13 protein-coding genes are annotated in these 12,546 nt (G+C 64.4%); 3 read left to right on the top strand and 10 right to left on the bottom strand.

What is annotated here, in order from left to right; translation table 11 throughout:
• Positions 1 to 108 precede the first annotated feature (108 nt).
• Positions 109 to 507 carry a Cu(I)-responsive transcriptional regulator gene (gene cueR, locus NKH01_RS17515; RefSeq protein ID WP_031194477.1) on the top strand — a complete coding sequence of 133 codons (399 nt, stop codon included), beginning with the start codon at positions 109 to 111 and terminating at the stop codon, positions 505 to 507.
• Positions 504 to 1,061, top strand: coding sequence for a cytochrome c (locus NKH01_RS17510; RefSeq protein ID WP_353021393.1), 558 nt, complete (start codon positions 504 to 506; stop codon positions 1,059 to 1,061). The genes cueR and NKH01_RS17510 overlap by 4 nt, the downstream gene beginning before the upstream one ends.
• Positions 1,062 to 1,066: 5 nt before the next feature.
• Here NKH01_RS17510 and atzF read toward each other — a convergent pair whose 3' ends face one another.
• From atzF to NKH01_RS17470, 8 genes are read right to left on the bottom strand one after another with little or no spacing between them, the layout of a single operon-like run.
• Entirely contained in the window at positions 1,067 to 2,875 is a 1,809-nt protein-coding gene (atzF, locus tag NKH01_RS17505; protein ID WP_353021391.1) for an allophanate hydrolase, read from the bottom strand.
• A complete protein-coding gene (locus NKH01_RS17500) occupies positions 2,872 to 3,222 on the bottom strand; it encodes a cupin domain-containing protein (protein ID WP_023720640.1) in 351 nt (116 codons plus the stop codon). Before NKH01_RS17500 ends, atzF begins: the two co-directional genes overlap by 4 nt.
• The gene (locus NKH01_RS17495) at positions 3,215 to 3,883 is read right to left on the bottom strand and encodes a cysteine hydrolase family protein (RefSeq protein ID WP_023720641.1); all 669 of its coding nucleotides are present in this window, start codon (positions 3,881 to 3,883) and stop codon (positions 3,215 to 3,217) included. Before NKH01_RS17495 ends, NKH01_RS17500 begins: the two co-directional genes overlap by 8 nt.
• Complete coding sequence (locus NKH01_RS17490) at positions 3,883 to 5,415, bottom strand: ABC transporter ATP-binding protein (protein WP_023720642.1); 1,533 nt, start codon at positions 5,413 to 5,415, stop codon at positions 3,883 to 3,885. The genes NKH01_RS17495 and NKH01_RS17490 overlap by 1 nt, the downstream gene beginning before the upstream one ends.
• A gap of 10 nt (positions 5,416 to 5,425) precedes the next feature.
• Positions 5,426 to 6,127, bottom strand: a complete 702-nt coding sequence (gene biuH, locus NKH01_RS17485; RefSeq protein ID WP_023720643.1) for a biuret amidohydrolase — start codon at positions 6,125 to 6,127, stop codon at positions 5,426 to 5,428.
• Positions 6,128 to 6,141: 14 nt separating this feature from the next.
• Complete coding sequence (locus NKH01_RS17480; protein WP_023720644.1) at positions 6,142 to 7,068, bottom strand: ABC transporter permease; 927 nt, start codon at positions 7,066 to 7,068, stop codon at positions 6,142 to 6,144.
• The gene (locus NKH01_RS17475; protein ID WP_353021388.1) at positions 7,068 to 8,192 is read right to left on the bottom strand and encodes an ABC transporter permease; all 1,125 of its coding nucleotides are present in this window, start codon (positions 8,190 to 8,192) and stop codon (positions 7,068 to 7,070) included. Before NKH01_RS17475 ends, NKH01_RS17480 begins: the two co-directional genes overlap by 1 nt.
• A gap of 19 nt (positions 8,193 to 8,211) precedes the next feature.
• Positions 8,212 to 9,339 (bottom strand): BMP family ABC transporter substrate-binding protein, encoded by a 1,128-nt coding sequence (locus NKH01_RS17470; protein WP_353021386.1) that lies wholly within the window; start codon positions 9,337 to 9,339, stop codon positions 8,212 to 8,214.
• Positions 9,340 to 9,631: 292 nt separating this feature from the next.
• On the opposite strand from NKH01_RS17470, the gene NKH01_RS17465 reads away from it, so the two are divergent.
• Positions 9,632 to 10,321 (top strand): GntR family transcriptional regulator, encoded by a 690-nt coding sequence (locus tag NKH01_RS17465; RefSeq protein WP_502912640.1) that lies wholly within the window; start codon positions 9,632 to 9,634, stop codon positions 10,319 to 10,321.
• 2 nt (positions 10,322 to 10,323) lie between these two features.
• On the opposite strand, the gene doeB is transcribed toward NKH01_RS17465, so the two are convergent.
• Both doeB and doeA read right to left on the bottom strand, forming a co-directional pair.
• Entirely contained in the window at positions 10,324 to 11,325 is a 1,002-nt protein-coding gene (doeB, locus tag NKH01_RS17460; RefSeq protein WP_352494460.1) for a N(2)-acetyl-L-2,4-diaminobutanoate deacetylase DoeB, read from the bottom strand.
• A 5-nt stretch (positions 11,326 to 11,330) separates the two neighbouring features.
• Entirely contained in the window at positions 11,331 to 12,509 is a 1,179-nt protein-coding gene (gene doeA / locus NKH01_RS17455) for an ectoine hydrolase DoeA (protein ID WP_031194479.1), read from the bottom strand.
• Between the last annotated feature and the right edge of the window lie 37 nt (positions 12,510 to 12,546).

Raw genomic sequence — 12,546 nt, 5'->3', positions numbered from 1 at the left:
AACGGTTGGAGCCGGCGGGCGGTTGCGTCGGGCATCCAAAATCGCCACATCATGTTGACCTTCCATCTACTGGAAGGTCTATTTCCTCCGATAAAGGAGATTTCCGATATGAACATCGGCGTCGCATCCGAAAAATCCGGCCTACCGGCCAAGACGATCCGCTACTACGAGGATATCGGGCTCTTGCACCCGGCCCGGACAGACAATGGCTATCGCGATTACTCGACGGCCGATATTCACCGGCTGCGCTTCCTGCAGCGCTCGCGAAGCCTGGGGTTTTCGGTCGACGAATGCCGCCAGTTGCTCTCGCTGTACCAAGACAGGGAACGTGACAGCGCTGACGTGAAGGCGATCGCGAAAGCCAAGTTGGTGGAGATCGACAGGAAGATCGCCGAACTGGTCGGATTGCGCGGCTTGCTTCACCATCTGGTCAGTCACTGCCACGGCGACGAGCGGCCGGAGTGCCCGATCATCGACGAGTTGGCGGGACAAGGCGTGGCCCAGTGAGGCTCGCAGCCGCTCTAACAGTGCTGTCGCTTGCCTGCGTCTCTGTCGTGCTCGCTGCCGCCCATTCGAGCCGTGATGCGGTCATCGAGGCTCGCCAGGCCTCGATGAAGGAAATGGCTGCGGCGGCAAAGGCGATCGCCGGGATGTTCGACGGCGAGCGGGCGTATGACGCCGCGGCTTTCAAAGCGGCGGCCGAGGCCATCCGCGCCCGCACCGGCCCTTCCCTCATTGCCGAATTCCCCAGCGCGACATTGGGTGCGCCTTCAGGCGCCAAGCTGGATATCGACCCTGCCCGCGCGGAGTTCGAAGGGCTGGCTCGCCACATCGGGACGCTGGCCAGCGCCCTGGCCTCCGACGCCGAGCGGGTGCCGCCGCGCATTACCGACGACATGAGAATGGGTTCCGGCCCGGCGATGGGCGGTGGCAGCCTGCTTGGCAAGCGACCGGGGACGGCGGAAGCCGATCCCGCCAAATTGCCGGCGGAGCACCTCCTGCATCTCATCTTGCAGGATTGCTCGAGCTGCCACTCGAAGTTCCGGCAAAAGGTCGAGTGATGGCGTCAGCTCCGCAGCTGCTGATCCGCCATGAAATTGCGCCAGCCGCCGAAATGCGAAATCTCTTCTGCATCGGTAAGGCCGGCACTTTCAACGAGGAAGCCTTTCGGCGAAGTTCCGTCGTCGAGCAGAAGCGTCCCGATGCCGAGCGGCGGCGGGATCGCCGCGACGAAGCGACCGAAGGCTTGCGGCGACAGCCGCCAGACTTCGACCTCGATGGCTGTGCCCTTGCCATTGCAGGTGCGCTCGAGCCCCGGTCTCGACACCGACTGGCCGGCGAGTGCGTAAAGCCGGTAGAGCGGCGCCGTTCTCGCAGCCCGGGCGAAAATCGCGCCGAGCTGCTGCAACTGGCCGTTCAGCGCCATCCCCGATAGATGCGCGCCGACCACGGCCAGCTCGATCGTGCCTTCATCCACGTCCACGCGGATATCGCCACGCGGCGGCAGCGGCCAGCCGGTAGCGCCCAGCGCAAGGCCGCTTGCCGCATGGACATCGCGCGCAAGCGACGCCGTCAGATGGTCCTTGCCCGCCGCGGCAAGCAAGGTGACGCTCATCGGCAAACCGTCGCTGCGGGTTCCGGTCGGCACGGCGATGCCGCACATGTCGAGCAGATTGACGAAGTTGGTGTAGGTGCCGAGCCGGCTGTTGGTGACGATAGGGTCAGCCAACACCGCTTCGACTGTGTAATGCGTCGGCGCGGTCGGCACACAGAAAAGATCGACCGAGGCGATAACCGGCGCAAGCTTGGCCTTGTAGGCCTGCAAGGCATAGAGCCCGTTGAAGGCGTCCGCTGCGGAAAGTTTTCGCGCACCGCCGATGATCTGCCGCGTCACCGGATGCATGGCCGCCTCGTTGGCATCCATGAAGTCCCTGATCGCGGTGTAACGCTCGGCCACCCAGGCGCCCTCGTAAAGCAGATTGGCGGTGGCGTAGAAATCGCCGAACGGGATTTCGACCAGCCTGCAGCCCAGCGTCTCCAGCGAGGCAAGAGCGGCCTCGAAGCCCGCCTGCATCGCCTGGTCGCCGAAGAACGTCCGATCGGCCTTGGCCGGCACGCCAACCGTCAGCACCGGTGGGCGCGCGGCAAGCGGTTGGATGCCGAGGTCACGTGAATAGGGATCGGCGTCGTCCTTCGCCGCCGCGACGTCGAACACGCTGTAGGCGTCGTCGACGTTGAGTGCGAAGACGGAGACGCAGTCGAGCGTGCGGCAGGCCGGCACGACGCCGGCGGCCGACAGCGCGCCGACGCTCGGCTTCAGCCCGACGATGTTGTTGAGGCCGGCGGGTATGCGGCCCGAACCGGCGGTGTCGGTGCCGAGCGCGAACGAGACGATGCCACGCGCCGTCGCCACGGCCGAGCCGCATGAGGAGCCGCCCGGCACCAGTGTCGGGTCGATCGCATTCCTCGGGATTGGATAGGGCGTGCGCACGCCGACCAGGCCGGTAGCGAACTGGTCGAGATTGGTCTTGCCGACGACCAGCGCGCCGGCGGCCTTGAGCCGCGCGACGACGGTGGCGTCGTTCGCCGGCAAGTAGGCATATTCCGCGCAGGCCGCCGTGGTCGGCATGCCGGCAACATCGATGTTGTCCTTGACCGCGAACGGAACGCCCCACAGTGGCTTTGCCAACGGATCGAACGGGCCGAGCTTTTCCGCCTCGGCAAGCATCTCCGCCCTGCTCGCCAGATGGATGAAGATGCCCGGGTCATCGGCCGCCGCGAGCCGCGCATGGACCGTATCGATCATATCGCCAATACTGGGGCCGGCCTGATAGGCGGCGTGCAGGCTCGCTATGTCGAAGCGGATGTCGCTCATTCGGCCTCGCCCTGAATGACGACCGGCAGGTTCCACTGGATGAGTACGACGCAGCCGTCTTTTGTCCACACCGAATGCTCGGTTCCAACCGGGTTCAGGATCACACTGCCCGCTGCATAATCGCCGTTCTCGTCGCTCTGCGAGCCTTCCAGCACGATGATCGTTTCCAGCCCGGCGTGGCGGTGACGCGGCACGCCGGCGCCCGCCCGGTAGTTGAGAATCGCGACCGACGGTTCCGTCGATCCCCCCTTGAGCAGCCAATGCACCGTGATGCCTTCGCGAAAAGGCTCGAATGGCAGATCACGCCAGCCCCCTTGGATGAGGGCCTGGTATGCAATGTTAGGCATTGGAAATTCCCTCGAGCACCTGGTCCGTTGTCGCCGTCCAGCCGACGATCGCGCCCTGCGCCCTGATCATGGCAAGGGCTGCCGTCTTGAACTCCGGAAAATAGCTCTCCGTCGCATCCTCCGCCAGCAGGCATTCATAGCCGCGGTCGTTGGCCTCGCGCATCGTCGTCTGCACGCAGACCTCCGTCGTCACCCCGGCAAAGACCAGTTGCTGTGCGCCGAGCCGCTTGAGGTCATCGCCGAAGCTGGTGGCATAGAACGCGCCCTTGCCGGGTTTTTCGATGACGATCTCGCCAGGCAATGGTGCAAGTTCATCGAGGATCGCCGTTCCCGGTTCGCCGACGATCAGCACGCGACCCATGGGGCCGATATCGCCGATGCGGATCGACGGATTGCCGCGATTGCGCTTGGCCGGCGGCAGATCCGAAAAATCTGCCTTGTGGCACTCCATCGTGTGGATCACCGGCAGGCCAGCGGCGCGAAACCCTTCGAGCAGCCTTTTCACCGTCGGCACGATCGCCGTGATCCGGCTGACGTCGTTGCCGAGGCTGGCGCCGAAGCCGCCGGGCTCGGCGAAATCGCGCTGCATGTCGATGACGACCAGCGCCATCGCCTCAGGCTTGAAGGCAAACGGGAACGGCAGCGCCTCGATCTCCGCCATCAATGATGTCCCGCCATGTGCTCGCCGATCGTCTGCACGCTCGCCTGCGCGATCGGCGTCTCGTAGACCAGCGCGCCATCCGACATGACGAAGATGCGGTCCGAGAGCTCAAGCAGCTCGTCGAGGTCCTCCGACATCAAAAGCACTGCAGCACCGGCATTGCGCGCCTTCATGATGCGGGCGCGTATTTCGGCGACGGCGGAGAAGTCGAGGCCGAAGCAGGGGTTCGACACGATGAGCAAATCGACCTCGCCGGTCAGTTCCCGCGCCAGCACCGCGCGCTGCACATTGCCGCCCGACAATGATGAAATCGGCGAAGCGAGCGAGGCCGTCTTGACCTTGAACTGTTCGACAAGACGGGCCGCGTAGTCCCTGATCGCGCTCATCCTGATCCAGTTGACCGGCTTGCCGGCCTCGTTGAGGTCGAAGGTCCGGAAGGCCATGTTTTCGGCCACCGTCATCCGCGGTGCGCAGGCATTGCGCAATGGCTCCTCCGGAATGAAGCGGACATTGAGCGTGCGCGCCTCGCTGCGGCTGGCACCATAGGGCGAGCCTTTCACCAGAACGTCGCCCGCATTGCGTGCCCGCTGTCCGGCAAGGACTTCGAGAAACTCCTTCTGGCCGTTGCCGGAGATGCCGGCGATGCCGACGATCTCGCCGGACTTCACGTCGAGCTCGCCGATGTCGATGCTTTTCAAGCCGGTGCGGTCAGGCGCCTTCAGCGACTTTACCGTCAGCACCTGCCTGGCGCCGGCCGGCACCGGAGCGCGACTGTCGAGTGCTGCAATCGGTTGGTCGCCGATCATCATCGCCGCCATCTGCTTGTGCGAAAGTTCGGAGACCTTTCCGGTTCCGGTCAGCCTGCCCTTGCGCAACACGGTGATGTCGTCGGCAAAGGCCGTCACCTCGTGGAATTTGTGCGAGATCATCAGCACGGTGAGGTCGCCTGTCCTGGTCATGTCGCGCACCAGGCCAAGCACTTCCTGTGCCTCGCCAGGGGTGAGCACCGAAGTCGGCTCGTCGAGCACCAGGAAACTGCGGCCGAGATAGAGCTGCTTGACGATTTCGAGCTTCTGCTTCTCGCCGGCCGCAAGTTCCGCCACCTTGACGTCGAGCGGCAGCTTGAACGGCATCCGCTGCATGAATTGCGCAAGTGCGGCGCGCTCCTTGCGCCAGTCGATGACGCCCGGCACTTTCTCGCGGGAAATGACCAGGTTTTCCGCACCGGTCAGCGACGGGACGAGGGTAAAATGCTGATAGACCATGCCTAGCCCGAGCGCCGAGGCATCCTTCGGGCTGGCTATCGCGACCTCGCGGGCATCGACCAGCATGTCGCCGGCGGTCGGGCGGTAAAAACCCATCATGCATTTGACCAGCGTCGACTTGCCGGCACCGTTTTCGCCGAGCAGCGCATGGAATGATCCCGCTGGCACCTTGATCGAGACATCGTCCAGCGCGGTGAAGGCGCCGAAGCGCATGGTCATGCCGATAGTCTCGACGCCGACGGCTTTCTTGACGATGGTTCCGCTCAAGATCGCCCCCTCACGGCAGCTGCGCGACGAAGGACGCCGAGCTCGACACCGCGCCGAACACGCCGCCCTGCATCTTGATCATCTTGATCGCGGCGAGATGGTTGCCGTAGTCGGTCGCGCCGCAGCAGTCCTCAAGCATCACGCATTCGAAGCCGCGATCATTGGCCTCGCGCATGGTCGTGTGGACGCAGACATCGGTGGTGATGCCGGTCAGCACGATGTTTTCGATGCCGCGCTGGTGCAGGATCAGCTCCAGATCGGTGGCGCAGAACGAGCCCTTGCCCGGCTTGTCGATGATCGGTTCGCCCGCCGCCGGATAGAGGTCGGGGATGATATCCCAGCCTGGTTCGCCGCGCACCAGGATGCGCCCGCAAGGTCCGGGGTCGCCAATGCCGGCATTGATGCGGCGTGAGCGCCAGCGCTTGTTGGCCGGCAGGTCGGCGAGATCGGGCCGGTGGCCCTCGCGCGTGTGGATGATGGTGTAGCCCTGGGCCCGCATGGCTGCAAGCACCGACTTGATCGGCTCGATCGGCGCCCGCACCAGCGAAAGATCGTAGCCCATATGATCGACATAGCCGCCCGGCCCGCAGAAATCGGTCTGCATATCGATGATGATCAGAGCCGTATTGTCCGACCGCAGCTCGCCATTGTAGGGCCATGGATAAGGGTCGGCGTCGATGTAGCGCTGGGTGATCTCGGCTCTGGCGTTCATCGGGAAAACTCCAGTCATTTGGTGATCGACAACTCGCCCGGCGCGCCGGCAAGCGAGCGGCTCGGCGACGAGGTGGCGATCATGATGATGAGCGTGAGGATGTAAGGTGCGGCGTAGAAGAGATAGTAGCCCTGCGTTACCCCGACCGATTGCAACGCCGGGCCTAGCGCCCCGGCGCCGCCGAACAACAGTGCCGCGGCAAAGCAGCCGAGCGGGTTCCAGCGTGCGAAGATGACCAGCGCCACCGCCATCAGCCCCTGCCCCGACGAGATGCGTTCGGTCCAGCTGCCGGGGTAATAGAGCGACAGATAGGCGCCGCCGATGCCAGCGAGCGCGCCGCCGACGCCTGTCGCAAGCAGGCGCACGGTGTTGGGATTGAGGCCCATGGCGCGCGCCGCATCGGAGCTGTCGCCGACGACGCGTACGATCAGGCCGGCGCGGGTGTTACGGAAGGCCCACCACAGGAACAGCGCAAGTGCGGCCCCGATCAGGAACAGCACGTTGACGTTGAGCGCCGCCTGCACCTGCGGAATATTCGACCAGCCACCGAAGGCGATGGCCGGCAGGTCTGGCGCCGAGGGCTGGATGAACGGCTTGCCGAAGAAGAAGGCGAGACCCGAGCCGAACAGCATCAGCGCGATGCCGATGGCGATGTCGTTAACCCCGCGGAATTTGCAGATCCAGCCATGGAACAGCCCGAAGCAAAGACCGGCACCGGCGGCAGCCAGCACGCCGAGCCATGGCGAGCCGGTCACCACTGCTACCGCATAGGCGGTCATTGCGCCGAAGACCAGCGTGCCTTCGAGGCCGAGATTGATGCGGCCGGAGCGCTCGGTGATGGCTTCGCCGAGCGACACGAAGATGAACGGCGTCGAGACGCGGATGGCGCCGCCGAGAATGGCGAGCGGCACGCCCCACAGGCCGATCTCGGTCGCGTCCATCAGGAGCCCCTCTTCCACAGATCGGGATTGAAAACCTTGAAGCGGCCGTAAAAGGTTTCGCTGAACAGGATGACCACGAAGAGCATGCCTTGCAGCACCAGCACGGTGGCGTCGGGCAGGTCCATGCGGCGCTGGATCAGCCCGCCGGAAGCGCCGATGCCGCCGAGCAGGAAAGCGACCGGGATGATGGCGAGCGGATTGTGGCGGGCGAGGAAGGCGACGAGGATGCCGGTATAGCCGTAGCCGGCGGCGAGCGAGGCGTTGGCGCTGCCTTGCACGGCGCCGACTTCCAGCATGCCGGCCAGCCCGGCAAAGCCGCCGGCGAGCCCGGTAAAGCCGACGATCAGCGGGCCGACGGCAAGCCCTTGCACCTGGGCCGCCCTGACATTGCCGCCGGCAATGCGGGCGGCAAACCCCCAGCGCGTCTTTTCGATCGACAGCCAGGACAGGACGCAGGCGACGATGCCGACGACAAGGCCCCAGTGCACGTCCATGCCTGGAATGTTGCCGATGCGGTAGGCATCCGCCAGCGGCTCGGTCGAGGGTTTGTTGAGCGAGGCCGGATCGCGCAGCGGCCCTTCGACCAGATGGTTCATCAGCGCGATGGCGATATAGGCCATCAGCAGGCTGGATATGGTTTCGTTGACGGCGCGGTAGTGGCGGAGTGCGCCGACGGCACCGATCCAGATGCCGCCAGCGACCATGCCCGCCACGCCCATCAGCAGGATGACCACAAAAGCCGGCGCGCCATTCGCCGCGACGCCGATGGCGGCGGCGGCAACGCCGCCCAGCACAATCGCGCCTTCGCCGCCGATGACGACGAGGCCGAGCCGAGCCGGCAGCGCCACGCAGAGCGCTGCCAGCAGAAGCGGTGCTGCCCGCGACAGCGAGTTCTGGATCGAGAACCACGAGCCGAAGCCGCCGCGCCACATCGTCTCGTAGAGCTGGACCGGCGACTTGCCGACCAGCGCGATGAATAGGCTGAACAGCACCATGCCGACGATCAGCGCCGCGAGCGGGATGACGAAGGCTTCGGCGCGCCGTGCCACCCATTCGAGTGCCGCCCGATAATTCCTGGCGCCAAACAGCGCCGGTGCGCCCGCAGTGCTGACCGTGTCTGCCATGGCCCGTCTCCGATCCGGTTCAGGCGGTCGAACCGACGACGCCCTCGACGAGGTAGTCCATGCTTTCGAGCTCGAGCGCGGTCTCGACGAAGGCCTGGCCCTCGGTCGCGACGACGACGCCCTTGTTGCTCTTCAGCGGACCCTTGATGACGGAAAATCCGCCTTTCATCATTTCGGCCAGCGTGCCGTCGAACTGCTTGCGGGCGGCATCGCCGACGGCGGGGCCGAGCGGGCTCATCTTGACGAAGCCGTCTGCCAGGCCACCGCGTGTGAAATTGGGCAGCGGCGTGCCGGCCACCAGATCGTCGACGAACATCTTGTAGACCTTGGCCCAGTTCCATTCCGCGCCGGTCAGGTATTTCTCCGGCGCCAGCGGGCTCTGGTTGGCATGATAGCCGCAGATGAAGGCGCCACGCCCGGCCGCCGTCTCGACCACCACCTTGGGGCTGTCGACATGACAGGTGATGACGTCGGCGCCCTGGTCGACCAGCGCATTGGTGGCCTCCGCCTCCTTGACCGCCAGCGACCACTCGCCGGTGAAGATCACCTGGCAGGTGATGGTCGGGTCGACCGAGCGCGCGCCGAGCAGGAAGGAATTGATGTTGAGCAGCACCTGCGGGATCGGCTTTGCCGCGACGAAGCCGAGCTTCTTGGTTTTGCTGGTGTGGCCGGCGACGACGCCGTTCAGATACTGGCCCATGCCGATATAGCCGAAATAGGAACCGGCATTCATCGGATGCTTGTCCTTGTTCCACATGCCGCCGCAATGGCGGAACTGCACGTCGGGGAATTTCGCGCACATGGCCAGCATATGCGGATCGAAATAGCCGAACGAGGTCGGGAAGATCAGCGACGCACCGTCGAGATTGATCATCGATTCCATCGTCTTCTGCACGTCGACCGTCTCCGGCACGTTCTCCTCTTCGACGACGGAAATGCCTTCGATCCCCTTCAGCGTAGCGGCGCCTTCGGCATGCGCCTGGTTGTAGCCGTAATCGTCCTTTGGCCCGACATAGATGAAGCCGACGGTTGCGGTCGCGGCGAAGGCCCTGCTGATCGGAAACGATGCGGACGCAAGACCGAGCGCCGCTCCGGCGGCGGAAGTCTTGAGCAGGTCGCGGCGGCTAAGCATGAATCGCTCGGTCATGTGAATGCTCCCTCTATGGGGCCTTTGGGGCCGGTTAACACCTCAATGAAAGAAGTGTATGCAATCAGCGTGCCAGTTTCAGAAATGGGATTTATTCAGCAATATCAACGAGTGTGCCGATGTGGCCTGCACAAAGCCGGAGCAATTGCATACACTTTTTGCCTCTAAAACGGCCAATTTGACATGAAGGCTAAAACATAGGCATACAGAGCTGCGGAGGAATCGAAGCCGGTGCGTGGCTTATGGCTGCGCGAAGAGACTGGACGGAGGAGACGTGTCGGCAAAGCGCAATTTGATCAGGTCGGGCACGACCGTCGATCAGATGGTGAGGGCGATCAGCGACCGGATCGTCACCGGTTTCCTGCGTCCCGGCGAAAAACTCGACGAAGCCTCGCTCGCCGCCCGCTTCGACGTCTCACGTACGCCGATCCGGGAAGCGCTCAGCCGGCTCAGTGCCATGGGACTGGTCGAAAGGCGGCCCAACCGCGGCGCCACCGTCGCGGTGATGACGCAGGAGCACCTCGCCTCGATGTTCGAGAGCATGGCCGAGCTCGAAGCGATCTGCGCGCGCTTCTCGGCCGAGCGCATGACCGCCGGCGAGCGCCGCACGCTGGAGGCTGAGCATCAAGCCTCCGCGCGCTTTGTGCAGCTCGGGGCCGAAGAAGAGTATGAGCTTTTCAACACCGGGTTCCACACCCGGCTCTATCGCGGCGCGCACAGCAAGCACATTTATGAGTTGACCGTCATGACCCGCGGCCGGCTGGCGCCGTTCAGGCGCGCGCAATTCATGCTGCCCGGCCGGCTGGCCCAGTCCTGGCAAGAGCATGACGCCATCGTTACCGCAATCATGCGCGGCGACAGTACGGCCGCCGGAACAGCCGCCAAGGACCATGTCTCGATCGTCAGCGAGGCGAGCGCCGTCTTTGCCATCGGCGACCGCCCTAAAGGCAAGGCCGAGCCGTTTCCGACATCGGCCTCCTAGCCTCAATCGACCAGCACGGCCACCACGGCAGCACAGTCGCCGGCCTTGACCAATCCGGGGAAATGCCGCGCCGCCAACAGACCGGACATCTTGGCCCGGATCTCCTGCGGAGCGCCGCCGGTGCGGCCGATCGAATGGATGCGCGCCAGCACCTGGTTTTCTGCCACCGGCTCGCCGAGATCGATCATGGTTTCGATCATCCCGTCGTCCTCGGCGAACGAGAAGCAATCTCCCGATGGCATGTCGAGCCAGCGGGTCGGCTGCATCTCGACCGCGCCGGCGACGATGCCGGCATGGCGCAGCACATTGAGCACGCCGCGACGCGCGATCCGCACCGTTTCCGCGCGCGAAGTTCCGCCGCCGCCGAGCTCGGTGGTGATGAACAGCTTGCCCATCTCTTCGGCGGCAGTGTCGAACATGCCGACCGCGTCGATCTCCAGCATCTTCATCGACCAGGGTGCCGAGAAAGCTTCAACCGCAGCGAACCCCTTCTCTTCCAGCACCTTGTCGGGCCGGATATGGGCGGCGCAGAACGGCACGAAGTCGAGCGTCTTGCCGCCGGAATGGAAATCGAGCGCGATGTCGGTGCGCGGCAGAAGTTCGCGCTGGAAATAATCGGCGATCTTCTCGGTCACCGTACCGTCGGGCCGGCCGGGAAAGCTGCGGTTGAGATTGCCCTTGTCGATCGGCGAGGTGCGCGTGCCGGCGCGGAACGCCGGATAATTCATCGCCGGCACGATGATGACCGTGCCGCTGACCTGCCTCGGATCGAGCGTGCGGGCGAGATCGTAAAGCGCCAGCGGCCCCTCATATTCGTCGCCATGATTACCGCCGGTGAGCAATGCACTCGGCCCGTTGCCGTTGCGGATGACGCAGATCGGGATCATCACCGATCCCCAGGCGGAATCGTCACGGCTGTAAGGCAGGCGCAAGAAACCGTGCTGCACGCCGTCGCGCTCGAAATCGACGCTCGGCGTGATCGGTGATGGGCGAAGGCTGGACATCGGGCTCAATTCTTCACCACCAGCTTGCGCGGCACATTGGCCAGGCACGCGACCCCGGTTTCGGTAATCAGGATGGATTCGGTGATTTCCAAGCCCATCGTCTCCAGCCACAGGCCGGTCATGAAATGGAAGGTCATGCCGGGCTTGAGCTCGGTGCGGTCGCCTGGGCGCAGGCTCATCGTGCGTTCGCCCCAGTCCGGCGGATAGGAAAGCCCGATCGGATAGCCGGTGCGGTTGTCCTTAACGATGCCGTATTTCTTCAGAACCGCGAAGAAGGCGTTGGCGATGTCCTCGCAGGTGTTGCCGGGCTTGGCGGCGGCAAGCCCGGCCTCCATGCCTTCCAGCGTCGCCTTTTCGGCATCGAGGAATTCCTGCGTCGGTTTGCCGAGGAAAACGGTGCGCGACAGCGGACAATGGTAGCGGTTGTAGCAGCCGGCGATCTCAAAGAAAGTGCCCTCGCCCGATTTCATCGGCCTGTCGTCCCAAGTCAGATGCGGTGCCGATGCGTCGGCGCCGGACGGCAGCAGCGGCACGATCGCCGGATAGTCGCCGCCAATGCCGTCGACGCCGCGCGTGCCGGCATCATAGATCTCGGCGACCAGGTCGCATTTGCGCATGCCGACTTCGATCTTGTCGACGATGCGCTGGTGCATCGCTTCGACGATGCGGGCGGCTTTGCGCATGTAGTCGATTTCGGTCGGGCTCTTCACCGCGCGCTGCCAGTTGACCAGTGCCGTGGCATCGACGAAGCGGGCATTGGGCAAGTGCTTCTGCAGCGATGCGAAGGCAGCAGCAGAGAACCAGTAATTGTCCATCTCGACACCGATGCTGAGCTTGCCCCAGCCACGATCGGCGAGCACGCTGGACAGAAAATCCATCGGATGGCGCTCGGTCGACTGCACATAGTTGTCGGCATAGCCGACGATGTTATCGTGCGCGAGATAGGCGGTGCGCTTGGCGCCGTTGGCGTCCTGGCCGCGCCCGTACCACACCGGCTCGCCCGACGGTGGCACTACGACCGCCTGGTGTACGTAGAACGACCAGCCGTCATAGCCGGTCAGCCAGGCCATGTTGGACGGATCGCTGACAACAAGCAGATCGACGCCCTTGGCCTCCATCGCCTTCCGCGTCTTGGCGAGGCGCTCCGCATATTCGCCGCGCGAGAATTTCAAATTAGGCTGCATTGTTCTTGGTCCTCGTTTGTTGGGCCTTGCGGCCGGT

Origin of the sequence: Mesorhizobium sp. M1403 (assembly GCF_040317695.1) — a bacterium.
Classification (GTDB): Bacteria; Pseudomonadota; Alphaproteobacteria; order Rhizobiales; family Rhizobiaceae; genus Mesorhizobium.
This window is presented reverse-complemented; position numbering and strand designations above follow the sequence as displayed.